This is a genomic window from Rhizobium sp. M10, from assembly GCF_002531955.1.
Lineage (GTDB): Bacteria > Pseudomonadota > Alphaproteobacteria > Rhizobiales > Rhizobiaceae > Rhizobium > Rhizobium etli_C.
The window spans coordinates 58,413-82,715 of sequence record NZ_NWTA01000008.1 but is presented as its reverse complement, the minus strand read 5'-3'; the positions used below and the strand labels follow the sequence as shown (position 1 = coordinate 82,715).

Here is a 24,303-nt window from a genome sequence, read left to right as displayed (position 1 = left end):
GCTAATATATTCTGCTGTTCGCTTGCGGTTCAGACAGTCTCCGCCATGACAGTACGTCCGCCCGTGCCGCGGGCCATTGCTATCCCGCCAAGCAGATTGCGAAGGTCGGCCGCGATTTTGTTGGCGATGACGCCGAGCGCCAGGCCACCTGATATCGCCAGCAGATGAAAGAGGGGAGCCGGCAGCACGGCCGCTGTCTGCGGCATCAGCAGTTCCGGCACGAAACGGTGCAGCAGGTAGGTGGGAAAGGCCGAGACGGCGATCAGCGTCACGAGACGCCCCAGCCGCGCGGGCAAGTGAATGCGCGGCAGGTAGAGAAGGGCGAGAAGCGCTGCGAAGATCGTCAGATATTTGACCGTCGTTCCGATCCAGAGCGTCTCCCAGAAGGCGAGATAACCAAGCACGGCGGCGGCAACCGCCGTCAGGACGATCCGCTGCGTCTTCTTGCCGGCAAGGCCGGCGCACCAGCCGAACATGCCGAGATGCAGGCCCCAGTAGATGGTGAAAATCTGCCGCCTGCCGACATCGAAGAGGAGCGGCAGCGAAAACCGCGCCGCGACCGCCAGCGCCAGGAGGGCAAGCGAGAAGGCAAAGGCTTGCGATCGCGCCAGCCTTCGCACCGCAGGCACGGCGAAAATCAGCGAGAAGACCAGAAGCGTCTGCGCATAGGCTTCGATGAACCAGTAGAGATAGGGAAGCATCTCGTGGCGCTCCGGCTCGGCATAGCCGAAATTGCCGGTCAGCGTGACCGAGGCCCAGGGAACGGTGCGCCAGGCGAGCCCATAGGCGGCAACGATGAGAAAATACGGAATGAGAACATTGATTGCCGGCCGCAGCGCCTGGCGAAAATTGCCGGCGAGGAAATGGCCCGACTGGAAACGTGCCAGGCTGAAACCGACGAGGAGCAGCATCACGCCCGATCCGCCGGGAATGGGCCAGAGCATTTCGTGATGGGTGACGACGAGCAGGATGGCGATCGCCCGCAGCACCAGATCGGTCGGCAGCGCCCTGACCTCGGCGCTATCGGTCCGTGCCACCCGCGGGCCGATATCGAGCTCGGCGATCGCCGTCTGCTCCCAGCCTTCCGGCAGCTCGATGCCAAGCCTGTCGAGTTCCATCGTCAATTGCAGGAAGCGGAGGGAATCGCCGCCGAGCGAGACGAAACTGTCACTGCGGCTCACATTGTGGGGGTAGAAGACCCTGATATAGGCATCGAGCACGCTGACCGCCGCGGCGCGGCTCGTTTGGCGCGTCGTCAGCATCTCTTCGCTGAGACCGGCATAGTCGATCTTGCCGGAGGCAAGCCTCGGCAGCTCTTGTCGCGCCCTGACGGAGACCAGGCTCGCCGGAAGATGGCTCGCTTCGACGAGCATTCCCAGCGCCCGATCGGCGGAAGCGGCCTCGGTCACATAGGCCTGCAGACCGTGATCGTCACCGACAACGGCAGCCGCGATTCCCTCCTCGGCCAGAACCTGTTCCATGATATCGAAGCCGATCCGGAGCCCGGCGACCTTGGCGAAACGGCTCTTGCGGCCAACAATCCGGAAGAAACCGTCCTCGTCGCGCATGGCGATATCGCCGGTCTTCAATGCCGCGACCTCGGCGCCCCGCTGAAGATCGGCGCGGTCAGTGCCGTAGCCCATCATCACGTTCGGGCCGGCATAGACGAGTTCTCCGGCAACGTCAGCTCGGTCGAGCGGATGCCCGTCATCGCCGACGAGGCTGAGGCTGCCGCCGGGAATGGCGATGCCGATCCGCTCCTCATTGTCGCCCAGGCTTTCCGGCGGCACGAAGGCGATGCGGGCGGCTGCCTCGGTCTGGCCGTACATGACGAAGAAGCGGCCGCCGTTCGCGCGCATATGGTCGCGGTAGAGGCGGATGAGCTCGGGCGCCAGCCGTCCGCCGGCCACCGTCATGAAGCGCAGCGCCTTCAGCTCGTGGCTTCGCAAGCGCGTCCTTTCCATCAGCTCATAGGAATAGGGCACGCCCGAAAGATTGGTGCAGCCGCTTTCGCCGAGCAGTCTTGCAAATTCCTCGCTCACCACCGAGACGCCTGGAATGAAGATGCTGCCGCCGGCAACGAGGTGGGAATGGATGACGGAGAGGCCGTAGGAATAATGAAGCGGCAGGACGAGCGCGGTTCTGTCGGCAGGGGAGAGTTCGAGATAACCGGCAATCGCACGCGCATTGGCTTCAAGATTGGCATAGGACAGGCGCACGGCTTTCGCGAGCCCGGAACTGCCTGAGGTCATCAGCAGCAGGGCGAGATCCGGATGCAGCGGCGCGTCGCTTTGCTGAGGCCGGCTTTCCTGGACGAGCCGCCAGCGGCCGCCGGCGGGGCGGTAGGTGAAATCAGGCCGAAAGGCCGACAGAAACTCTTGCCACAGCCTGTCATCGCAGGGCGGCAGCATCGCCACGGCATGGCCGGCGCGCAGCGCGCCGAGATAGGCGACGATCACATGTTCCGAAACGTCAGCCGAAATCGCCACAAGCCGCTTTTCCCCCCGTCCCAGCCGCTCGGCAAAGCGCAGCGTCCGGGCATTGAGGTCGGCGTAGGAGAGCGTCCGTCCGTCGGCGAAGATAAGGGCCGGGCGCTGATCGGCGCGAGCGATTTCAGGAAACAAGTCGGCGGGGGTCATGCTCGCGCTTCGAATGGCAGAAAACTGGCCGAAGCGCGTATAATCCTTGATAATGTCAGTCAAGTAATTTGCGGCTGCACAAGCTTGGGGTGGCGCAGTTTCGAGCTCGGCCGCGGGAAGGCGGCTTCGCCCTGATCAAGGTTAGCATTGGCTACATTTGGATTAAGGGTGAATGTCCGGGAACGCGCCTGGCTCCGGCGGGTGGCGGAGTCACTTCCCACGAGCAGACGGTTTCTCGAGGCGATTTTCCCGACCGGCGCTACTCGCCTAGGCTGGACAGCAATTCGTCGAGCTGCTCCAACTGCTCCGGCAATGCGGTGGCCGAGCCCTGTAGGGCTTCCTCGAGCGCCTCCTTCGACGGATAGACTTCGTGGAAAGTCAGGAGTGTCCTCCCGCCTTGGTCCTCGAAGGTCACGGTCGTGATCGCGCCCTCTTCGCCCTCGTCGTTGGTCCAGACGATGCGCTCGTTCGGCACCACCTCGAGATACTTGCCGTAGAAGGCCATGGTGTCCGAACCGCCGGCGCCGAATTCCAGCCGATATTTGCCGCCGGTACGCACGTCCATCTCGCACGAGACGAGCGAAATGCCGGATACCGACTTTGGCACCCACCAGCGCCGGAACAGCTCGGGCTGGCTCCACGCCCTGTAAACCGTACCCGGAGGCGCATTGAATGTCCTGGTTACCAGGAGTTCGCGATCCCCTCTGCGCTCGACCGACGTGCGGTTCTCAGCACCACCTGCACCGTTAACCTGCTCAGTCATCGCTTCCCTCCTGTTGCATCTCGCTGATGATTTCGTCCAAGGCTTCGAAGCGGGCCTCGAAGAGCTTGCGATGCGCCTCGATCCACTCGGCCTCCGCCTTGAGGCCGCGTGTCCCAAGCTTGCAGGTTCTCACCCGTCCGACCTTCTGTGTGACGACGAGCCCCGCCCGCTCGAGAACCTGGACGTGCTTCTTCATGCCGGTCAGCGTCATCTGGAACCTGTCCGCAAGACTGCTGATCGACGCGTCCCCCCACCCAAGCTGATCGATGATCCCGCGGCGGGTCGCATCGGACAGCGCCGCAAACGAGAGATCGAGGGGAGGGCTTACATACTGAACCATCTGGTTCAGTATGTAGCCTGTTCGCGCTTGAAGTGCAAGCGTTTCGAGCCGTCTGCGGTGATCATTTGAGGCCGCCGTGGGCGAGACCTGTCACGAGATAACGCTGCAGGAAGAGCGCTACCAGATAGACCGGTGTGATGCCGGCGAGCGAGGCGGCTGCCATCTGGCCGAAATTGACCAGCCGATCCCCCTGGAACAGCGAGATGCCGACAGGAAGCGTGCGCGTCTCGTCGGAAAAGGTGAAGGCGGAGGCAAAGAGGAACTCGTTATAGGCGAGGACCGAGACGATGATCAGCGTCGCCACGATGCCCGGTACGATGATCGGGGCGACGATATGGACGAGGATCCGAAGAGGGCCAGCTCCGTCGAGCGCCGCCGCCTGTTCGATCTCCAGCGGCATGCGCCGGAGAAAGGGGGTGAGAAGCCAGAAGGCGACGGGGATATTGGCAAAGCCGTAGAGCATCACCAGGCCGGCATGGGTGTTGAGGAGCCCGGTTGCCTTGAGAAGATAGAACAGCGGAATGAGAGCCACGATCGGCGGCGCCATGTAGCTCGACAGAGTGAGATCACCCAGCCACTTGCCACCGATGCCGAGCCGCAGCACGGCGTAGGCGGCGGGCAGGGTGAGCAACAGCGTCAGGGCGCCGGCGAGCAGCGAGACGGCAACCGAGTTGGCGATGAACCCTGAGAGATGGGCGGCCTCGAAAGCGGCCGGCCAATTGTCGAGCGTCGGGCTCGTCGGCAGGAAACGGCCGCTCAGCACGTCGTCCTTTGTCTTGAAGGACACCGAGACGAGATAGGCGATCGGCAGGGTGAAGAAGACGAGGACCGGTGCGATCGCGGCAACGAGCGGGATGTCGGAGCGGCTGATCTTCATGCGTCTTTCCTCTCGAGATGCTGGTGAAGGCGGATGACCGGCCAGAGCACTGCGCCAATCACCAGGCTGTAGATCAGGGTCTCGGCGGCGGCGCGGGCGACATCGAACTGTTCCAATGCGCGGCGATAGATGGAGAAGCCGGTCGTCGTGGTGGCAAAGCCCGGACCGCCGAACGTCAGGACATAGACGAGGTCGAAGACCTTGAAGGAGAGGATGAGCTTCAGCAGATAGATCGAGGAGAGCGGCGCCGCCACGAGCGGAAGCGTGATGTGCCGGAAGCGTTGCAGCGGTGATGCCCCATCGATGATCGAAGCCTCGTGGACGCCTTCGGGAATGGTCGAAAGGGCGGCGAAGCTGAGGATGACGACGAAGGGCGTCCATTGCCAGATATCGGCAACCGCGATCGCGAACCAGGCAAAAACGGGATCGCCCAGGAAGCTCACGGGCGCGTCGACGATGCCAAGGTTCAGGAGGAGCCCGTTCAGGAGCCCTCCGGCCGGTGCCAGGATCAACTTCCATGCGACTCCCACCATCACCGGCGGCGTCATGAGCGGCAGCAGGATCAGGCTTACCAGGAACCGTCCGGCCTTCAGGAGCCGGGTGAAGAGCAAGGCGATCAGGAAGCCGATCACCAGCTGGATGCTCGCGGTGACGAAAGCATAGGCGATGCTCTTGGTCACAGAGGTCACAAACAGCGGATCCTGGAGGACCTCCCGCACATGCTGCAATCCGACAAAGCTGCGGAAGGGTTTGCCGAGCGTGCTCTTGCTGAGCGCAAGCGCCACCAGGAAGAGCGTGGGGTAGGCCAGGGTGGCGGCGAGCCCGAGCAGGATCGGAGAGATCCACAGCCAGCGGACGAGCCGGTGTGCCGAAATGCCGTGATCGGCCGTCGTTAAGGCGGCTCGTCTTCGAGCGAGGGGAAAATCGATCGCAGTCATGTCATCGCGCCTGTTGTTCTTCTCTCGAAAGGCGTGCCCCGCTCTGCCGCAAGGCACGCCTTCGGGTCTTGTGTTCCACGTCCGCCAGGAGGGGGGCTCAATGATCAGCCATTGGCTTCGATGATGTTCGTCCAGGCCTTGTGGGCATCGGCGATCGCCTGTTCGGCATTCTTCGTCCCGGCAAGGGCCAGCGCGAGTTCATCGGTCAGCGCGTTTTCCAGCTTCGGGGCATAGACGGCCGTCGGCCAGGCGAGGCTGTTTTCCAGCGCACCGTCTGCCAGCAGCGGCTGCACGAGCGGCTGGAAGGCCTTGAACTTCTCGGAGTTGAGGCCGGAGTGACGGTCGGGATCGATGCCGGAGCCGGTCAGCGTGAGCAGCTGTTCGTGGTAGTCCCTGCTGGTCGCGAGCTTGATCAGTTCCCAGGCGACATCCTTGTTCTTCGAGCCGCTGGTGATCGCGAAGCCGAAACCGGCATTGAAGGCAAGCCGCGGCGTCTTGTTGGCGCCACCGACGGGAATGCGGGTGACGCCCCACTTGTCGACGATCTTCGAGCCCTTGGGATCCTGGGCGTAGCCGCCGAGGTCGGTCCAGAAGTCGATCTGGGCGGCCTTGCCGCTGAGGAAGGCGGGCAGACCTTCCTCGAAGCGCGTCTCGAGCGGCGTCGGCAATGCGTGCGGTGCGGATGCGAGCAGCGACTTCAGCGCTTCCACGGCTTCGGTGCTGTCGAGGGCCGAGGTGCCGTCCGCCTTCAGGAAGTTGCCGCCGAAACCGGTCAGGCGATTGGCATAGGTCGACAGGATGATGACAGGGATCTTCGCGCCCAGGACTGCAGCACCATAGATGCCGTTCCTGGATTCCGCCTCGGTGATGACCTTGGCGTTTTCGTTGTATTCGTCCCAGGTCGTCGGTGGCTTGAGGCCGTACCGATCGAACAGTTCCCTGTTGTAGAACAGAAGGTGGCTGTCGCCGTCATAAGGCAGGCCATAGCGACGGCCGTCATGCAGCGTGTACTGGTCATAGATCGTCTGGATGAAATCGTCGGGTTGGATTTCCGCCTTGTCTCGCTCGATCAAGTCGGTCACGTCCTCGATCACGCCGTCCTCGGCGAGCTGGCCCTTGTAGGTATAAAAATAGTCGATGACGTCGAATTCGCCGGCCCCGGACTGAAAGTCGAGGGTCGCCTTGACGCTGACCTGGTCGTAGGGAACGGCGGTCACGTTGACCTTCGCACCCGTCAGCTTTTCGAAATCCTCGGCGATCTTCTTGCCCGTGACGACATGCGGCTGAATGATCAGGAGGTTGAGGGTGCGGCCGGCGAGCCGATTGTCCGCGGCGAGGGCGGAGGAGAAGACGCCCGATGAGAGAAGAGAGAGCGCTCCTGATGCCAGCATGGTTTTCAGGACCGTGCGGCGGCCATAGGCTTGGTCGATGATGGGGTTGGACATGAATTGATCCTCGGTTGCGACGGCGCCGGCCGCAGGGATGACCACGGAGCGGTATTCCGTGTGGCAGCTGCGTCGGCCTTTGGGGGGATCATTCGACAGATAACTCTTGCCGTTAACCAACAGGAATTTAAAGTACACAAAAATTATAGAATTTATTTTCAAATTCAGCCACACCTCTCGCTTCGAGAGGGGGCCGAGGGGAAAAGCACGATCGGATGCGGTCAGATAGGCCGGTCAGCCAGGGATAACCGAGGGTCAACAAAAACCAGAAAAAAATTCCACGAAATAGTACATAAAAAACATATAATAACTGTTAAATGGGCGTCGCATCGGGATGCTTCGGGGACCACGCCTGAAATCCGGATGGGATCGAGGAATGACCAAGCAGATACACTTCAACGCCTTCGACATGAACTGCGTGGGCCACCAGTCGCCCGGCCTTTGGGCCCATCCCCGTGACAAATCCTGGAAATACAAGGATCTGGACTACTGGCAGGATCTTGCCAGGACGCTCGAAAAGGGGGTGTTCGACGGCATCTTCATCGCCGACGTGATCGGCTATTACGACGTCTACAAGGCCAACAACTACCACGCCATCCATCAGGCGGCGCAGATTCCGGTCAATGATCCGATCCAGCTCGCGGCGCCGATTGCACTCGCCACCGAACATCTCGGCATCGGCATCACCGCCTCGATCTCGTTCGAGCACCCCTATCCCTTCGCACGGCGTCTTGCCACCGCCGACCACCTGACAAAGGGGCGCGTCGGCTGGAATATCGTGACCTCCTATCTGGAGAGCGGCGCCAAGAATATCGGGCAAGGCGGATTGCGTGCGCATGACAACCGCTACGAAGTGGCGAGCGAATATCTGGAGGTCATCTACAAGCTCCTTGAGGGGGCCTGGGAAGACGGCGCTGTGCTGCGCGACCGCGAGAAGCGCATCTTCACCGATCCCTCGAAGGTGCACGAGATCGGCCACAAGGGCCGTTTCTTCGAAGTACCGGGCTACGCCCTGACCGAGCCGTCGCCGCAGCGTACGCCGGTGCTCTACCAGGCCGGCGCTTCAGGGCCGGGCAAGCAATTCGCGGCGGAGCATGCGGAATGCGTCTTCGTCGCGGCACAGACCAGGACGATCCTGAAGAATTATGTGCGCGATGTCCGGGTGCGGGCGGCGACCGTCGGGCGCGATGCGTCGAAGTTCCGCATCTACAATCTGATGACGGTCATCGTCGACGAGACCGACGAGAAGGCGCGCGCCAAATTCCGCGACTATCTCGACTACGTTTCCTATGACGGCTCGCTGGTCTTCATGTCCGGTTGGACCGGCGTCGACTTTTCCCGCTACGCGCCGGATGACCTCGTGCGCAAGGTCGAGACCAACGCCATCCATTCGGCGATCGAGAGCCTGTCGGAAGGCGATCCGAATAAGCGCTGGACGATCAGCGAGCTGGCCGAATGGGGCGGTATCGGCGGCATGGGACCGGTGGTCGTGGGATCGCCCTCCACCGTTGCCGACGAGCTCCAGGCCTGGGTCGACGAGACCGACGTTGACGGCTTCAACCTTGCTTATGCCGTAACACCCGAGAGCTTCGAGGATATCGTCGGCTATCTGGTGCCGGAACTGCAGAAGCGCGGCGTCTATCCGACCGGCTATCGCCCCGGCACGCTGCGGGAGAAGCTGTTCGGCGAGGGGCCCTATCTGCCCAAGGCGCATCCGGCCGACCGTTACCGCGACATCGAAGCCTTCAAACGCAACCAGGCGATCACGCTTGCCAATGCCAGCTGACATTCCAATCCAACCCGACGAGGTTTTCCCATGGGAAGCATCACCGACACCAAGATCGATTACAGCGTCCATCCGCGCGTCAATTCCACCGATCCTTTCACGCCCCGTCCGCGCCCGGTTACGCCGGCGCATGTGATCGGGAGCGACGAGGAGGCGATCCGGATCGCCGAGAGACTGGCCGCGAGCTTCAAGGTCGGGGCGGCTCTGCGTGACCGTGAGGGACTGCTGCCGGTCGCCGAGCTCGACGCCTATTCGCAGAGCGGTCTCTGGAGCATCAACGTGCCGAAAGCCTATGGTGGTCCGGAAGTCTCCTATGCCACGCTCGCCAAGGTGATCGCCATCATCGCTGCAGCCGATCCGGCCATCGCGCAGATCACTCAGAACCATCTGGCGATCGTCGCGACCGTCGATCTCGACGGCACGCAAGAGCAGAAGAAACTGTTCTTCGGCTGGGCGCTCGAAGGGATCCGATACGGCAACGCCTTCTCCGAGCTGAAGAGCAAGACCGTCGCCGATTTCGAAACCAAGGTCGTTCATGACGGCGACGAGGTGGTCGTCAACGGCGAGAAATTCTATACGACCGGCGCGCTTCTTGCCCATATCGTGCCGATCGTCGGTGTCGACGAGACCGGCCAGGGCTATCTCGTCTTTGCCGACCGCGACGCCCCCGGTCTCACCGTCACCAACAACTGGTCGAGCTTCGGCCAGCGCACCACCGCGTCGGGTTCGGTCAAGATCGAAAACGTGCGGGTGCCGAAGGCGCGGGCGCTGAAGGTCACCTCTTTCGACCATCCGACGGTCGGCGGCCCCGTCTCGCAGATCATCCAGTCGGCGATCGATGTCGGCATCGCCCGGGGCACGATCGACGATACGATCGAGTTCGTCGGCAAATATAGCCGCCCTTGGATCGACAGCGGCAAGGCGACGGCCGGCGAAGACCTCTTCACCATCGCCCAGATCGGCGACCTGAAGATCAAGCTGCATGCGGCCGAAGCGCTGCTCGAGATCGCCGGCCACGCCATTGACGCGGCGCGCGCCGATCCGACGCTGGAGACGGTCTCGGAGGCGACGATCAAGACAGGTGAATCCAAGGTTCTGACGACGGAGATTGCGATCCTGTCGACGAACAAGCTGTTCGAACTTGCGGGAACGCGCTCGACCCTCGCCGAGCATGGACTCGACCGCCACTGGCGCAATGCCCGCGTCCATACGCTGCATGATCCAGTGCGCTGGAAATACTACCACGTCGGCAATTATTATCTGAACGGCGTCCATCCGCCGCGCCACGCCTGGAACTGAGCCCAAGATGAGCACCAATGATCGCCAGCTGCACCGCGAGGCCGCGCTCACCGCCGGCCGTCCTGCGCCGCACATCGCCGCCCGTCGGAGCGTCGCCCATCTCATCCGCGATGATGCGGAGGCCATCCGGATCGCCAAGGACCTGGCGCTTGAATTCGCGGTCGGCGCCGCCCAGCGGGACCGCGAACGACGCCTTCCGCTCGCCGAGATCGACCGCTTCTCGCAGAGCGGTCTCTGGGCGATCGGCATCCCGAAAGCCTATGGCGGCGCCGGCGTCTCCGCGGCAACGCTGGCCGAGGTCACCACCATCATCTCGGCGGCGGATTCCTCGATCGGGCAGATCCCGCAGAACCATTTCTACATGGTGGAGGCGCTGCGACTGAACGGCAGCGAGGAGCAGAAGCAGCACTATTTCCGGCGCGTGCTGGAAGGTGATCGTCTTGGCAATGCCTTCACCGAGATCGGCACGAAGACGCCGGTCGACTTCAAGACGCATTTCGCCGATCGCAACGGAAAGCTCTACCTGAACGGGCAGAAGTTTTACGCGACCGGCTCCCTCTTCGCCCATATCGTCGTCGCTGTGGCGAAGGGACCGAACGGCCGTGTCCATCTGGTCTTCATCGACCGGGCGACTCCGGGGCTCGGCTTTGTCGACGACTGGTCGTCCTTCGGGCAGCGTTCGACGGGCAGCGGCACCGTGACCTTCGACGACGTCGAGGTGACGCCGTCCCAGATCGTCGACCATGATGGAAGCTTCGAACAGCCGACGCCGATGGGGCCTTTCGCGCAGATCATCCATGCCGCCGTGCAGGTCGGCATCGCGCGCGGGGCGCTCGCGGAAACGATTTCCTATGTTCGTGCCCATGCGCGGCCATTTTTTGAACTGGCGATCGAGCACGGTTATGAGGATCCGCACACCATACACGGCGTCGGCGACGTGGCGATCAGAGTGCATGCGGTCGATGCGCTGCTCGCAAGGGCTGGCCGGATTGTCGACCGCGCCACCGCAGAGCCGACGGCGGCGAGCGTAGCGGCGGCATCCATCGCCGTCGCGGAGGTCAAGGCGCTCGGGACGGAGGTGGCGCAGCTTGCCGCCACCAAGCTGATCGAGTTCGGCGGCGCGCGTTCGACGCTCGAAAACTATGGGCTCGACCGCTTCTGGCGCAATGCCCGGACGCATTCGCTGCATGATCCGGTGCGCTGGAAATACCACCATATCGGAAACTTCTATCTGAATGGCATCCTGCCCCCGCGGCATGGCGCCCTCTGATTTTTCAATCATTTATCGAATTCTATGGAGATACGAATGAAATCGCTGCTCGGCATTGCCCTTGGTGCCTTGATGTCGGTGACCGCTCTTGGTCAGGCGCTCGCGGCCGACCTGTCCGAAATCCGCATCGACTGGGCGACCTATAACCCGGTCAGCCTCATCCTGAAGAATGACGGCCTGCTTGAAAAGGAGTTTGAAAAGGACGGCATCAAGGTGACCTGGGTTCAGTCCGCCGGCTCGAACAAGGCACTCGAATTTCTCAATGCATCGTCGCTTGATTTCGGCTCAACGGCCGGCGCCGCCGCACTGATCGGCAGGGTCAACGGCAACCCGATCAAGTCGATCTACGTTTATTCCCGCCCCGAGTGGACCGCCCTCGTCACCCGCAAGGATACTGGTATCACCAAGGTCGAGGATCTGAAAGGCAAGTCGATCGCCGTCACCCGCGGCACCGATCCGCACATCTTTCTCGTCCGGGCGCTGGCCGAGGCCGGCCTTTCCGAGAAGGACGTGTCGCTTGTCCTCCTCCAGCATGCCGACGGCAGGCTTGCGCTGCAGCGCGGTGACGTCGACGCCTGGGCGGGTCTCGATCCGATCATGGCCTCGGCCGAGATCGAAAACGGCGACCTGCTGTTTTATCGCAAGCCGGAAAACAATAGCTGGGGCATCCTGAACGTGCGCGAAGAGTTCGCCAAGGAGCATCCGGAGATCGTGTCGCGCGTCATCGCCGCCTATGAGGTCGCGCGCAAGAAGGCGATCGCCGAGCCTGAGGCCCTGAAGGCCGCCCTCGTCGCCGCCACCAAGTTGCCGGACACCGTCATCGCCCGCCAGCTCGAGCGTACGGACCTCACCAATTCGAAGATCGGCGATGCACAGCGTGCGACCATCGAGGCTGCGGGCCTCGCCCTCCAGCAGGCCGGCGTGCTGAAGCCCGAGGTCGACGTCAAGGCCGCCGTCGCCGAACTGATCGATCCGTCCTTCGGCGCTTCCTTGGGCCAATAGGACAGTACCTCCGGGAGAAAGCCGATGGCAGTGCTCGATACCGCAGCGCGACAGCCGGAGAAGCAGGAGATCGAGAGGCGGCCCGTCCGCCTTTCCGTCTTCGATCGCCCGGTCGCCGGCTTCCTCTTTCCGCTGTCGCTGCTTGTCCTCTGGGAAGCGCTCTTTCGTCTCGGACTCGTCGAGGGGCGTCTTATGCCGGCGCCTTCACGCATCTTCGAAACGGTCTTTGCGCTGGCAGTCGGCGGCGATCTCGCCGGACACGTCGCCATCACCCTGTGGCGCGTGCTCGCAGGCTTCTTCGCCGGCGCGGTGGTCGGCACGGTCCTGGGGGCGCTGACAGGCTATTCGGCCATCCTCCGGCGATTGCTCGATCCGACGCTGCAAGCCTTGCGCGCCATTCCCTCCATCGCCTGGGTTCCGCTGTTCATCCTCTGGTTCGGCATTTTCGAAGCCTCGAAGATCGCCTTGATCGCGGTCGGCGTGTTCTTCCCCGTCTATCTCGGTGTCTATGGCGCGGTGCAGGGGGTCGACCGGAAGAGTGTCGAGGTCGGCCGGGTCTTCCGCCTTTCCGGCCTGGATCTTGTGCGACGCATCCTGCTGCCCTCGGTACTGCCGGGATATGTGCTGGCGCTGCGGGCGGGCCTCGGCCTCGGCTGGATGTTCGTCGTTGCCGCCGAATTCATGGGCGCTTCGCAAGGGCTCGGCTATCTCCTGGTCGATGGCCAGCAGCTCGGAAAGCCCGACCAGATTCTGGCGACGATCCTGGTCTTTGCCGTGGTCGGCAAGTTCACCGACACCTGCCTGCTCGTTCTTTCCGCACCTTTCGTGCGCTGGCAGGACAACCATGCCCGGAAGCACTGACATGCTGGAGATCAGCCACCTCGGAAAGATCTACCCGAACGGGGCGCATGCGCTCGAAGACTTCACACTGGAGGTCGGGGAGGGCGAGGTCGTGGCCATTATCGGCGGCTCCGGCTGCGGCAAGAGCACCCTGCTGCGGCTGGTCGCCGGCCTTGAACCCCCGACGCGCGGCGAAATCCGGCTTGGTGGCCGCCGTCTCGTCGAGCCGGACGCGCGAGTCAACATCGTTTTCCAGGAGCCGCGCCTCTTCCCATGGCTGACAGTCGCGGACAATATCGCCTTTGGTCTCCGGCACCTCGACAAGGGGGAGCGATCGGCACGGGTGGAGGCCGCGTTGTCACGAATCGGGCTCTCCGGATATGGTGGGCGCTGGATTCGCGAGCTCTCCGGCGGTCAGGCGCAGCGCGTTGCGCTCGCCCGCGGCCTGGTGACCAGACCTTCCGTGCTCCTGCTCGACGAGCCCTTCTCAGCGCTCGACGCGATGACCCGGACTGACCTGCAGGATCATCTCTCGGATCTCTGGCAGGAGAATGGCAGCACTATGCTGCTCGTCACGCATGATATCGAGGAGGCGGTCGCACTCGCTGATCGGATCATTGTGATGCGGCCGTGGCCGGGTCGCATCCTTGAGGTTGTGCCGGTTGACCTGCCCCGCAGGCGGGACCGCAACTCGCCAGGCTTCGCGATCGTGAAGCGCGAACTGTCGATACTCCTGGAACGATCCCTCGATCGCACAGATGACAAACGTCTTGCTGCAAGGCGATGAGAGACTATCGTTCCATGGCATACCACCTCAGCGGCGTCCTCAAATTTAGATCGTCTTGCGTAATCTCTACCCAACATCATTGGAGAACGAGGGCTGCATGAGTGGACAGGATGCTGCCGGCGCTGGAGGCATCACCATTGTCATCATCGGTGGCGGCTTTACCGGCGCTGCCGTCGCGGCCCACCTCGTTGCCGATGGCAAGCTGGCGGCGGGTGCCAAGGTCGTGGTGGTCGAGCCCAGAGAGGATCTGGGCCAAGGTCTGGCCTATAGTACAAACGACCCTGCGCACCGGATAAACGTTCCCGCCGGTAAGATGACACTTTTCCCGGCGCGACCCGACGATTTCCTGAACTACCTCGCAGAATGTTCGACCGAGGTCGGCGACGAAGGGTTGATCGGTCGAGATGGCCTGCCTTATCCCAGGCGGTCCGTTTTCGGTGACTATGTGGCTGCCCGACTGCGCCCCTTGATCGCAGAGGGTCGGATCGAGCACTGGCGAGCGACAATCCAGACGGTTCGCCGAGACGGCCAGGCATATCGGTTGCGGGCTGTCGACGGGTCCGAAATTCGAGCCGATTTCCTGGTCCTTGCCGTCAGCCATCCGCCACCGGCCTTGCCCCGCGTGCTCGCGCCGTTGCACGGTAACGGCAAACTCGTCACGGATGTCACGGTCGCTGGTGCGCTGGCCGCCATCGCGGCGGCGGACCGTGTGTTGATTATCGGGAACGGCCTGACCGCGGCTGATGTCGTGGCATCGCTGAAGCGTCGCGGACATTACGGCCACATCACCTCTATCTCGCGGCGCGGTCTGCGTTCGCGCGGACACGGGCCAGCCGGGCGGGAGGCGCTGGGTGATTTCGTGACGGAACCCGCAATGACGGCGAGCGGCCTCTTGCGACGCGTGCGCGCAGGGGTTCGGGAGGCTGAGGCCAAGGGGCTGACCTGGCACTGTGTGCTCGATGCTGTTCGCTTGCAGGGACAAGCGGTGTGGGCCGCTTTGCCGATGGCCGAACGCCGGCGGATCGCCCGCCATGTCCGGCCGTTCTGGGACGTTCACCGCTTTCGCATCGCGCCGCAGGTGGAGGATGTGATCAACGATGCGCTCTCCAGCCGCAAACTTGAAATCCTCGCCGCTTCGGTCGCGGCGGTTGAGAGAACCGGCTCCGGCTTTACGGTGAGCCTACGACAACGGCATAAGCGAGATCGTCGTGAAATCACGGTCGACGCCATCGTCGTGACGACAGGGCCGGGGCATGGCGGTATTCTCGAGAGCCAGGATTTTTTGCGCGACCTTAGCGCCGCCGGCCTGCTTCAGCCCTGCCCGACGGGGCTTGGTATCGCCTGCAATGGTGACGCACATCCGATCTCTCGCAGCGGCAAAGCCGTTTCCGATGTGCTCATTGCCGGCCCTTTGGCCCGAGGAACCTGGGGTGAGCTGATGGGTCTGCCCCAGGTCACCGAACACGCCGTGTTCGTGGCGAACCGTATCAGACAGATCCTCGCCCATCGCTTCGATCACCGCGCCGCGGTGTTGCGGGCATCCTGAAGACTGCCGCGAGAGAACTGATCTTTTCGAAGCTGCCCGATAGTTGGAAGAAAATTCCTTATAAAAACTATAGAATTTCATAATCTCGGCGGAAATCTGTAACGGCTCCGCCGCCTTTTGACAGGACTGGAATAATGGCAATCGACAAGCCCCTCGACTTTCTATGGTTCATCCCCTCGTCCGGCGACGGTGCGTATCTGGGGTCGGACGATCTCAGTCGCCCGGCCGATCCCGGCTATTTCCGCGAGATCGCGAAGGCTGCCGACCGGCTGGGATATTCCGGCGTGCTTATTCCGACGGGTGCGGCGTGCGAGGAATCCTTCATTCTGGCCGCGGATCTCGCCGCCCACACCGAGCGACTGAAATTTCTGGTGGCCATTCGGCCGGGCACCGCATCGCCGGCCTATTATGCGCGCCTCGCCGCGACGCTCGACCGCGTTTCCAACGGCCGCCTGCTGATTAACATCGTGGTCGGAGGCAGTGCCCAGGAACTCGCCGGTGACGGCATTTTCCTGCCGCATGACGAACGCTACGATCATGCCGGCGAGTTCTTCCAGGTGTTCAACTCGCTGGTCGAGACCGGTAAGGCCAACCTCGACGGCAAGTATATCAAGGCCATCGATGCGAGACTTGGCCTGCCGCCCGTACAGGAACCGCGCCCTCCGCTCTATTTCGGCGGATCGTCAGACGCTGCGATCGCCTTTTCCGGCGGCATCACCGACAAGTACCTGACCTGGGGCGAACCGCCGGCGCAGGTGGCGGAGAAGATTGCCAAGGTCCGCAAGGCCGCCGCGGCGCAGGGCAAGCACGTCACCTTCGGCATCCGTCTTCACTTCATCGTTCGCGAGACCGATGAAGAGGCCTGGGCTGCCGCCGACCGGCTGATTTCCAAGCTTTCCGACGAAACGATTGCCGCAGCGCAGGAGGTGTTCGCGAAGAGCTCGGATTCGGTCGGCCAGGCGCGCATGGTCGCCCTGCATCAGGGACGCCGCGACAAGCTCGAAGTCTCTCCCAATCTCTGGGCGGGCATCGGTCTCGTCCGCACGGGCGCGGGAACCGCGCTGGTCGGATCTCCGAAAACGATCGCGGAACGTTTGAGGGAATATCAGGCGCTCGGAATCGATACCGTCATAGCCTCCGGCTATCCGCATCTGGAAGAAGCCTACCGGGTTTCCGAGTTGCTCTTCCCCGAAATCGGCCTGCCCGGCCCCCATGGGCAGATCCGCTCCTCCTTCGGCGAACGCCGGGTTTTCGGGGGCGGCGGACATGGTGGGAATGTGAAAATCGTATCCGCCTCCTGAGGAATTACCGGCGAACGCCTCCTGCCTCAAAGGGCCGCTGCCGACGCCGCTATTCGCTACATCTTCCGCACCACTCACACCGCCGCGCTGAAATCCGCTGCCAGCACCGCATCCTTCAGCGCGCGCGAATAGGGATGCTGCGGATTGTCGAGCACGGGGCGGGCCTGGCCGCGTTCGACGATTTCGCCCTTGCGCATGATGATGATGTTGTCGCTGATGTAGTAGGCGGTGGCGAGGTCGTGGGTGATGTAGATGATCGAAAGCCCGAGCTCGTTCTTCAGGCGGCCGAACAGGTTGACGATCGCCATGCGCAGCGAGGCGTCGACCATGGAGACCGGCTCGTCGGCGACCAGCAGGCGGGGCTGCGGGATCAGCGCGCGGGCGATGGCGACGCGCTGAAGCTGGCCGCCGGAGAGTTCGTGGGGAAAGCGGCCTTTCACCTCTTCGAGCGTCAGGCCGACGTGATGCAGCGCGGCATCGGCCATGCGCTCCGCCTCTTTCCGGTCCGGCCGCTTTGCCGAGGCGGCGAAATTGCGGGCGGTCTCGAAGAGGTAGCGATCGACCCGCTTCAGCGGATTGAAGGCTTCGAACGGGTTCTGCAGCACCGGCTGGACCTCCTTCATGAAGGCCTTGCGTTCGGATCGGCTATGGATGGAGACGGTTTTTCCGGAAAATTCCAGCCGCCCTTCCGTCGGCTCGGTCTGCCCGAGGATCATGGCCGCGATCGTCGATTTGCCCGAGCCGGATTCGCCGACGATCGACAGGATCTCCGGTTCCGCCCCGACTTCGAAGCTGACGTCCTTGACCGCGGTGATCAGGCGCCGGCCGAGCATGCCGCCCTGGCGGTAGACTTTCGTGACATGCGAGAGGTGAAGCAGAGCCGTCAAACCTGATCTCCCGTAACTGCAAAACAGGCCACGCGCCGCCCCGGCTCGACGGTGACGAGCGGCGGCACCTTCTGCGAGCAGATATCCATCCGCTTCGGACAGCGCGGATGAAACCGGCAGCCTTCCGGCGGCATGGCAAGGTTCGGCGGACGGCCCTCCAGCGAGGGCCGCGCCGAGGCATCGCCGATGCGCGGCAGGCTGCCGACCAGATGCTGCGTATAGGGATGGAGCGGCATGCTGAAGAGCTTGGCGGTCGGCGCCTCCTCGACGAGACGCCCGGCATAGACGATACCGATGCGGTCGGAAACTGTGGCGTGGACGCCCATGTCATGGGTGACGAACAGGAAGGACGAGCCCATCTCGCGCTGGATCTCGCGGATCATCGACAGCACGTCGCGCTGAACGATGACGTCGAGCGCGGTCGTCGGCTCGTCGGCGATGATGAATTCCGGCGTCAGGATGGTGGCGAGCGCGATGGTGGTGCGCTGGCGCATGCCGCCGGAGAGTTCGTGGGGATAGGCATCGAGCAGGTGCGGATCGAGCTTCAGCCGCTGCAGATGCGCGGCGACCTTTTCGAAGAACACTTGCTTGCCGACCGGCATGTGGCGAAAGGCGAAATCGGTGAAGGAATGGCGGATCCGGCGCACCGGATTGAGCACGTTCATCGAACCCTGCATAATATAGGACAGATGCTTCCAGCGCAGCGCCATGCGCTCCTCCGGCTTCATCGCGTAGATATCCTGGGTGCCGCCGGCGAAATGGAATTTCACGTTCCCGGACACGACCCGAAGCGGCGGCCGGATGGCGCCGGCGATGGTTTTGATCAGGGTCGTCTTGCCGCTGCTCGATTCCCCGGCAACGCCATAGACCTCGCCGCGGCCGATCGTCAGGCTGATATCGTCGACGGCGCGCACTTCGCGATCGACGCCGTAAAGGAAGGCGCGGTAATAGGCTTTCAGATTCTGGATTTCGACCAAGGCATCCATACTAACTTCCCATCCGGTTCAGCCGGCTGCGCGGATCATTGTATTCGTTCATCGACATCGACAGCAGGAAGAGCGCCAGGAAGAGGATGACGATGACGGCGACGGGGGCGGCGACCCACCACCATATGCCTGAGATCAGCGCCGAATGCGCATTGGCCCAGTAAATCATCATGCCCATGGTCGGCGTCTCGATATCGGTGAAGCCGAGCACCGAGAGCGTGATTTCCATGCCGATCGACCAGATCATGTTGTTCATCGTCGTGGCGAAGACGATCGGCAGCACATAGGGCAGGTGCTCTTCGACGAGGATCTTGCGCATGCTCATGCCGGAGTAAACGCTCTGGGTGGTGAACGGCCGGGTCTTCAGACCGATCGCCACCGAGCGGATCAGGCGGGCGTCATAGGACCAGCCGAGCGAGGCCATGATGACGATCAGTGCGGCCCAGGTCATGCTGTCCTTCAGCACGAAGTAGAACAGGATCAGCAGCGGAAATTGCGGAATGACCATGACGCTGTCGTTGATCGCCATCAGCACCCGGTCGACTGCGCCGCCGGCATAACCGGCCACCAGCCCGACGACCAGCGAGATGATGCGCGAGAGAAAGGCGACGCCGATGCCGAAATAGAGCGTGTTGCGAAGACCGGTCGTCAGCTGCCAGAAAACGTCCTGGCCGCGCGATGTCGTGCCCAGCCAATATTCGCCGTCTGGCGGCATGTCGGGCGGCAGGAGATAGATGTCGGTCGAGCCATAGGGCGAGAAATAGGACAGGATGACCAGCCCGACGATCACGGCAAAAAGCAGCAGGCCGCAGAGGAATTCCATATTGTGGCGTGAGAGGTCGCGGATGATGGTAAACATGGCCTATTCCACCTTGATGCGCGGATCGATCAGCGGGCTCAGCACGTCGATGATGAAGACGGCGGCGGCGACGCCGACGATCGAGAGGGCGCTGAGGCCGAGCACCAGGCTGTAGTCGCCGGCATGCACCGCTTCGATCAGCAGATTGCCGATACCGGGATAGCCGAAGACGATTTCGGTGATGACGGTGCCGTTGAAGATGGCACCGAGCGACATGGCAAGGCCGGTGAATTGCGGCACCATGGCGTTGCGGGCGATATAGGAGCGGAGAATCTTGTTCTTCGGCACCCCGCCGAGTTCGGCGAAGGTGACGTAATCATCGGTGATGATGTTGGAGACGAGCGCCCGCATGCCGATCAGCCAGCTGCCAGTTCCGACGAGGATCAGCGACAGGGCGGGCAGGATGGAATGTTCGAGGATGTCGAGGACGAGCGCGAAAGAGAGGTCCAGATTGGTGTTCATCTCGTAGCCGCCAGTGATCGGCAGCACCGGCCAGAGATAGCCGAAGACGATGAGAAGCACAAAGGCAAGGATATAATAGGGAATGGGCAGCAGCGCGATGAAGACGAGGCTGACGCCCTTGAGCACCATGTTCTTCCTGTAGTAGCCGGCGAGCGCGCCGATCGCATTGCCGAGCACGAAGGTGATCAGCGTGGCGACCGTCATCAGCCCGATCGTCCAAGGCAGGGAGCGCAGGATGATTGTCGAAACGGGGGTCGGAAAGGCCGAGAGCGAGGGGCCGAGATCGCCTGTCGCAAGCCGCAGCCAGAAGTGCAGATATTGTTGCCAGATCGTGCCTTCCATGCCGTAAAGCTCGCGCAGCGACTGGCGCATCAGTTCGATCGCATTGGGATCGGACTGCCCCATCTGCGTGATGGCGCCTATGCTTTCTTCGACCGGATCGATCGGGGTCAGGTGGGTGACGAAGAAGGTGATCGTCACGCCGAGAAATACGACGAGCAGAAACTGACCGAACCGCTTCAGCACAAAGATCAGATAGGACGTCATAAGGCGGAGCTTCCTCTCTGGTTCCTTTCTGGAAAGGATCGACGAGCATGGCAGCTGGGGCACATGCCCGCCGATGAGGGGGCCGGCGCGATGGCTCACGCGCCGGCGTTGGGAGGTTTATTTCGGTTGAGCCGGCTTCAGCTTGACCATCATCAGCCTCGAATTCGCCCAGTTCGGCACCGGATCCGTATAGGGGTCCTTGATCGTCGGATAGCCGGTCCAATAGGTCGTATCCATCGAGGTGAAGACGTTATAGGACATCAGCGGGATCGTCGGCATTTCGCGGGCGACCAGCTTCAGATAGTCCTTGCCGAGCTCGATGCCTTTCGGATCGTCGGCACCGATGCCGCGGATGCTCTCGATGATTTTGTCGAGCTCCGGATTGGACCAGCGCTGCCAGTTGCGCGGTGGCTGGTTTTCACCCTTCTTCGCTACGAACTGCGAGTGCCAGCTTTCGAGGAAGAAGGAGAGGTCGGGATCGCCGCCCCAGGTCTCGACGCTCCAGGCGATCGCCACATCGAAATCGCCGGGCTGCAGCGCCGTCTGCCAAAGTTTCGCGGCGGGCACGGCCTTGGCGTCGATACCGAATGCCGCCCATTGCTGTGCGATCAGGGTTCCTGCCCGGGTGAAGACGGAGCGCGTGTCGCCCTCCACCGTCATGCGGATTCTGAACGGCTGACCATCCGGCGTCATCCACTTGCCGCCGGTTTTCTTGAAGCCGGCCTTTTCCAGAAGCTCGGTCGCTGCCTGCGGATCCGGCTTCCACCAGCCATAGCCGAAGGCGTCGCTGATCGCCTGCGGGTCGGTCGGGATCTGATCCTTGAACTTCGGCTGCTTGCGCAGGATATCGGCAATCTGTTGCCCGATGGTCGGGTCATACGGCTTGATCTTGCGCTTGCCGGTATCGATTTCGAAGTCCTTCAGCCAATCCTGCATCGGCGCCTGATAGTCCTTCATCGTGGCCGCCGTCGGCGGCACACCAAGCGCCGAGAGCGTCGCAGCGCCGCGGTAGCTCGCCATGTCGACCGCCTTGATGTCGATCAACAGGGCAAGCGCCCAACGCACATCGGCCTTGTCGAAGGGCGGGTTCTGCGTGTTGAAGATGACGGCCGGCAGCGTCGGATCCGGATGGGCGAAGGGGAATCCCGGGAACCAGGTGTCGACGGTCTTCGACTTCTCCTTGAGGGTGAACATGCCCTCCGGCGTATTGTCGTGAATGATATCGAGATTGTGCTCGAGCTGGGCGATCGTCCGCTTATCCGGCGGGCCTGGATCGGTATAGGTGACGTATTTCGGGGCCGGCTCGCCGAAGCGGGCAAGCGAGGTCCGCTGCCAGTCGTCGCGCTTCTCCCAGGTATACCACTGGCCCTGAGGATCATAGGCCTTCAGCTTGTAGGCGCCGAGCGAGACCGGATTGGCGAAATCGTAGCGAAGCGGATCCTCCACCTTCTCGAAGACATGCTTGGGCATGATCCAGGCGCCGTTCCAGCGCACCGTGAAAATCGAATGGAAACGCGAATTCGGCTTCTTCAGCTTGAACACCACGGTCTGTGGATCGGTCGCCTCGACGCTTGCCACCTGCACCGTGAAGGCCGCACTCCAGACCATGCCGGGATGATCCATCTGCGTCTTGACGGTATAGACCACGTCATCGGCCGTGAATTCCACGCCGTCGCTCCAGTAGAGCCCCTTGCGCAGCTTCACGGTCATCTCGGTGAAGTCGGCATTATATTGCGGCTTGTCGGCGGCGAGCGAATTGTCCCAGCTCGCGCCGCCAAGCCCTTGTTCCGGGTCGATATACCAGAGCGTATCCATGGTCAGCTGCTGCAGGCCGGTCGAAACCCCGCCGCCGCCATTGACCCAGATGTTGAACCAGCCGGGATTCTTGATCGTCCCTTCCGGATTTTCGACGATGAGCGTCTCCTTGCGCGGCAAGGAGGTGTATTCTTGGGCTCCGGCCACTGCGGTCAGGCCGATGGTGGCCAGCACGAAGCCGAATGCAAACCTCTTCCACTTTTGCATGAACTCCTCCCTTGAAAGCGATCATGCCGCGGCCGCAGGGGCACGCATGGGCATGTCGCGGTTGCCGGTTCGCAGAAGCCTCGGAACTTCCATGTCTTCGGCGAACCATCCCTCCGGCCCGTCTGCCTCCTCGCAGCCGAGCCGAATTCTCAGCCAAGCCGATTGGCTGGCCCGGCGGCTGTCACACCGACAGCCGGATGACGTTATAAGACAGCGGTTTCAGCGCCGCCCGCACCCGTCCATCCTCAACCCTCGCGCTCTCGACCTTGGCGGGCACGACCGTTTCCGGCCGCCGCGCCGTATTGACGGCTTCGAGATCGCCATGGGCCATCTCCACCTGCTCGATCAGCCGGGCGCCGCCAAAGCCTTCCAGCCGCACGTCGAGATCGAGCGCCGTGTCCGGATGGCGGTTGACGGCAAAGAAGGTGAGCGTCCGGCCATCCTCCGAATGGACGGCCGAGACGTCGAGATAGGGAACCTCGTTCTCCTCGTCGCTGTCATAGGTCGGGCCATCGACCACCAGCTGCAGCGCCGATCCGCGGCCATAGCGGGAGGCGTAGTAGAAGGGGTAATAGATCGTCTGGCGCCAGGCAGCCCCGCCGTCCTCGGTCATGATTGGGGCAATGACGTTGACGAGCTGGGCGATGCAGGCGATGCGCACCCGGTCGGAGCGGCGGATGAAGGTGTTGAGAATGCCGCCGACCTGCAGCACGTCCTCGAAATTATAGACGTCTTCGAGCAGGTGCGGCGCATCCGGCCACTCGTCGCGCGCCAGGATCTCCTTGTCCTGCTGGTTGGAATGATACCAGACGTTCCATTCATCGAAGGAAATGCCGATCGTCTTCTTCGAGCGCTTCTTCGCCTTGATATAGTCGATCACGCCGCCGATCGTGGTGATGTAGCGGTCGAGCTTGGTCGCCCGAGCGAGATAATTCAGCGTGTTCTTCTCGCGGTTGGCGAAATACATATGCAGCGAGATATAGTCGGCGCTGTCGTAGCACTGCTCGAGGACCTGTGCCTCCCAATCGGGATAGGTCTTCATGTCGGAATTGGACGAGCCGCAGACCACGAGTTCGAGCGACTTGTCGAAGCCGCGCATCGCCTTGGCCGTCTCATCCGCCAGCCGGCCATATTCATAGGCCGATTTGTGGCCGACCTGCCAAGGGCCGTCCATCTCATTGCCGAGGCACCACAATTTCACATCGTGCGGATTGGCCCAGCCGTGTTTGCGGCGCAGATCCGACCAATAGGTGCCGCCGGGATGATTGCAATATTCGAGGAAATTGCGGGCGGCATCGAGGCCGCGGGAGCCGAGGTTGACGGCGAGCATCGGCTTGGTGTTCGCCTTCTTGCACCAGTCGACGAATTCGTTGACGCCGATCTGATTGGCTTCGCGGGTGCGCCAGGCAAGGTCGAGACGAACCGGGCGCTCCGAGCGCGGGCCGACGCCGTCTTCCCAATTATAGGCTGAAACGAAATTGCCGCCGGGATAACGGCAGTAGGGCGTGTCGAGATCACGGACGAGGTCGAGAACATCGCGGCGGAAACCGTCCTCATCGGCTGTCGGATGTCCGGGCTCGTAGATGCCGCCGTAGATCGCTCTGCCGAGATGCTCGAGGAATGAACTGTAGAGCCTGGCGTCAATGGTCGCGATGCGGAAATCGCGGTGGGCAACGACATTCGTCTTCAACGGATCCTCCCATTTATG

The 24,303-nt window shown here is 62.5% G+C and carries 20 protein-coding genes; 8 read left to right on the top strand and 12 right to left on the bottom strand.

The window, feature by feature from the left end; translation table 11 throughout:
• Positions 1-29: 29 nt before the first annotated feature.
• From CO671_RS15095 to CO671_RS15070, 6 genes are all read right to left on the bottom strand, one after another.
• Positions 30-2,639: an AMP-binding protein gene (locus tag CO671_RS15095; protein ID WP_097606743.1), complete on the bottom strand. Its 2,610-nt coding sequence runs from the start codon at positions 2,637-2,639 to the stop codon at positions 30-32.
• Positions 2,640-2,898: 259 nt separating this feature from the next.
• Entirely contained in the window at positions 2,899-3,402 is a 504-nt protein-coding gene (locus tag CO671_RS15090) for an SRPBCC family protein (protein ID WP_097606591.1), read from the bottom strand.
• Positions 3,395-3,742 (bottom strand): helix-turn-helix domain-containing protein, encoded by a 348-nt coding sequence (locus CO671_RS15085; protein WP_097606590.1) that lies wholly within the window; start codon positions 3,740-3,742, stop codon positions 3,395-3,397. Before CO671_RS15085 ends, CO671_RS15090 begins: the two co-directional genes overlap by 8 nt.
• A 61-nt stretch (positions 3,743-3,803) precedes the next feature.
• A complete protein-coding gene (locus CO671_RS15080; protein ID WP_097606589.1) occupies positions 3,804-4,619 on the bottom strand; it encodes a carbohydrate ABC transporter permease in 816 nt (271 codons plus the stop codon).
• A complete protein-coding gene (locus tag CO671_RS15075; RefSeq protein ID WP_097606588.1) occupies positions 4,616-5,557 on the bottom strand; it encodes a sugar ABC transporter permease in 942 nt (313 codons plus the stop codon). The genes CO671_RS15080 and CO671_RS15075 overlap by 4 nt, the downstream gene beginning before the upstream one ends.
• A gap of 104 nt (positions 5,558-5,661) precedes the next feature.
• Entirely contained in the window at positions 5,662-7,002 is a 1,341-nt protein-coding gene (locus CO671_RS15070; RefSeq protein ID WP_097606742.1) for a sugar ABC transporter substrate-binding protein, read from the bottom strand.
• A gap of 376 nt (positions 7,003-7,378) precedes the next feature.
• Between CO671_RS15070 and CO671_RS15065 the strand changes: the two genes are divergently transcribed.
• The 8 genes from CO671_RS15065 (at position 7,379) to ssuD (ending at position 16,833) form a co-directional block, all read left to right on the top strand.
• Positions 7,379-8,788: an LLM class flavin-dependent oxidoreductase gene (locus CO671_RS15065; protein ID WP_097606587.1), complete on the top strand. Its 1,410-nt coding sequence runs from the start codon at positions 7,379-7,381 to the stop codon at positions 8,786-8,788.
• A 30-nt stretch (positions 8,789-8,818) separates the two neighbouring features.
• Entirely contained in the window at positions 8,819-10,087 is a 1,269-nt protein-coding gene (locus CO671_RS15060) for an SfnB family sulfur acquisition oxidoreductase (protein ID WP_097606586.1), read from the top strand.
• A gap of 7 nt (positions 10,088-10,094) precedes the next feature.
• Positions 10,095-11,357: an SfnB family sulfur acquisition oxidoreductase gene (locus CO671_RS15055; RefSeq protein WP_097606585.1), complete on the top strand. Its 1,263-nt coding sequence runs from the start codon at positions 10,095-10,097 to the stop codon at positions 11,355-11,357.
• A gap of 24 nt (positions 11,358-11,381) precedes the next feature.
• Positions 11,382-12,359 carry an aliphatic sulfonate ABC transporter substrate-binding protein gene (locus CO671_RS15050; protein ID WP_097606584.1) on the top strand — a complete coding sequence of 326 codons (978 nt, stop codon included), beginning with the start codon at positions 11,382-11,384 and terminating at the stop codon, positions 12,357-12,359.
• Positions 12,360-12,383: 24 nt separating this feature from the next.
• A complete protein-coding gene (locus CO671_RS15045) occupies positions 12,384-13,220 on the top strand; it encodes an ABC transporter permease (protein WP_097606583.1) in 837 nt (278 codons plus the stop codon).
• Between the two features lies 1 nt (position 13,221).
• On the top strand, positions 13,222-13,986 hold the full coding sequence (locus CO671_RS15040; protein ID WP_097606582.1) for an ABC transporter ATP-binding protein: 765 nt from the start codon (positions 13,222-13,224) through the stop codon (positions 13,984-13,986).
• Positions 13,987-14,083: 97 nt separating this feature from the next.
• Positions 14,084-15,532 (top strand): FAD/NAD(P)-binding protein, encoded by a 1,449-nt coding sequence (locus CO671_RS15035; protein ID WP_097606581.1) that lies wholly within the window; start codon positions 14,084-14,086, stop codon positions 15,530-15,532.
• 131 nt (positions 15,533-15,663) lie between these two features.
• Entirely contained in the window at positions 15,664-16,833 is a 1,170-nt protein-coding gene (gene ssuD, locus CO671_RS15030; protein WP_097606580.1) for an FMNH2-dependent alkanesulfonate monooxygenase, read from the top strand.
• Positions 16,834-16,907: 74 nt separating this feature from the next.
• On the opposite strand, the gene CO671_RS15025 is transcribed toward ssuD, so the two are convergent.
• The 6 genes from CO671_RS15025 to CO671_RS15000 all read right to left on the bottom strand — a co-directional run bounded on the left by CO671_RS15025 (position 16,908) and on the right by CO671_RS15000 (position 24,285).
• Positions 16,908-17,720: an ABC transporter ATP-binding protein gene (locus CO671_RS15025; protein ID WP_097606579.1), complete on the bottom strand. Its 813-nt coding sequence runs from the start codon at positions 17,718-17,720 to the stop codon at positions 16,908-16,910.
• On the bottom strand, positions 17,717-18,706 hold the full coding sequence (locus tag CO671_RS15020; protein WP_097606578.1) for an ABC transporter ATP-binding protein: 990 nt from the start codon (positions 18,704-18,706) through the stop codon (positions 17,717-17,719). The genes CO671_RS15025 and CO671_RS15020 overlap by 4 nt, the downstream gene beginning before the upstream one ends.
• A gap of 1 nt (position 18,707) precedes the next feature.
• A complete protein-coding gene (locus tag CO671_RS15015; RefSeq protein WP_097606577.1) occupies positions 18,708-19,565 on the bottom strand; it encodes an ABC transporter permease in 858 nt (285 codons plus the stop codon).
• A gap of 3 nt (positions 19,566-19,568) precedes the next feature.
• Positions 19,569-20,573, bottom strand: coding sequence for an ABC transporter permease (locus CO671_RS15010; RefSeq protein WP_097606576.1), 1,005 nt, complete (start codon positions 20,571-20,573; stop codon positions 19,569-19,571).
• Between the two features lie 117 nt (positions 20,574-20,690).
• A complete protein-coding gene (locus CO671_RS15005; protein WP_097606575.1) occupies positions 20,691-22,595 on the bottom strand; it encodes an ABC transporter substrate-binding protein in 1,905 nt (634 codons plus the stop codon).
• 181 nt (positions 22,596-22,776) lie between these two features.
• Complete coding sequence (locus CO671_RS15000) at positions 22,777-24,285, bottom strand: alpha-N-arabinofuranosidase (RefSeq protein WP_010033088.1); 1,509 nt, start codon at positions 24,283-24,285, stop codon at positions 22,777-22,779.
• Positions 24,286-24,303 lie beyond the last annotated feature (18 nt).

Bases quoted from the DNA above. Each gene is read 5' to 3' on its own strand.
- CO671_RS15095 (WP_097606743.1), bottom strand. From the start codon at position 2,639: ATGACCCCCGCCGACTTGTTTCCTGAAATCGCTCGCGCCGATCAGCGC.
- CO671_RS15090 (WP_097606591.1), bottom strand. From the start codon at position 3,402: ATGACTGAGCAGGTTAACGGTGCAGGTGGTGCTGAGAACCGCACGTCG.
- CO671_RS15085 (WP_097606590.1), bottom strand. From the start codon at position 3,742: ATGGTTCAGTATGTAAGCCCTCCCCTCGATCTCTCGTTTGCGGCGCTG.
- CO671_RS15080 (WP_097606589.1), bottom strand. From the start codon at position 4,619: ATGAAGATCAGCCGCTCCGACATCCCGCTCGTTGCCGCGATCGCACCG.
- CO671_RS15075 (WP_097606588.1), bottom strand. From the start codon at position 5,557: ATGACTGCGATCGATTTTCCCCTCGCTCGAAGACGAGCCGCCTTAACG.
- CO671_RS15070 (WP_097606742.1), bottom strand. From the start codon at position 7,002: ATGTCCAACCCCATCATCGACCAAGCCTATGGCCGCCGCACGGTCCTG.
- CO671_RS15065 (WP_097606587.1), top strand. From the start codon at position 7,379: ATGACCAAGCAGATACACTTCAACGCCTTCGACATGAACTGCGTGGGC.
- CO671_RS15060 (WP_097606586.1), top strand. From the start codon at position 8,819: ATGGGAAGCATCACCGACACCAAGATCGATTACAGCGTCCATCCGCGC.
- CO671_RS15055 (WP_097606585.1), top strand. From the start codon at position 10,095: ATGAGCACCAATGATCGCCAGCTGCACCGCGAGGCCGCGCTCACCGCC.
- CO671_RS15050 (WP_097606584.1), top strand. From the start codon at position 11,382: ATGGAGATACGAATGAAATCGCTGCTCGGCATTGCCCTTGGTGCCTTG.
- CO671_RS15045 (WP_097606583.1), top strand. From the start codon at position 12,384: ATGGCAGTGCTCGATACCGCAGCGCGACAGCCGGAGAAGCAGGAGATC.
- CO671_RS15040 (WP_097606582.1), top strand. From the start codon at position 13,222: ATGCTGGAGATCAGCCACCTCGGAAAGATCTACCCGAACGGGGCGCAT.
- CO671_RS15035 (WP_097606581.1), top strand. From the start codon at position 14,084: ATGAGTGGACAGGATGCTGCCGGCGCTGGAGGCATCACCATTGTCATC.
- CO671_RS15020 (WP_097606578.1), bottom strand. From the start codon at position 18,706: ATGGATGCCTTGGTCGAAATCCAGAATCTGAAAGCCTATTACCGCGCC.
- CO671_RS15015 (WP_097606577.1), bottom strand. From the start codon at position 19,565: ATGTTTACCATCATCCGCGACCTCTCACGCCACAATATGGAATTCCTC.
- CO671_RS15010 (WP_097606576.1), bottom strand. From the start codon at position 20,573: ATGACGTCCTATCTGATCTTTGTGCTGAAGCGGTTCGGTCAGTTTCTG.
- CO671_RS15005 (WP_097606575.1), bottom strand. From the start codon at position 22,595: ATGCAAAAGTGGAAGAGGTTTGCATTCGGCTTCGTGCTGGCCACCATC.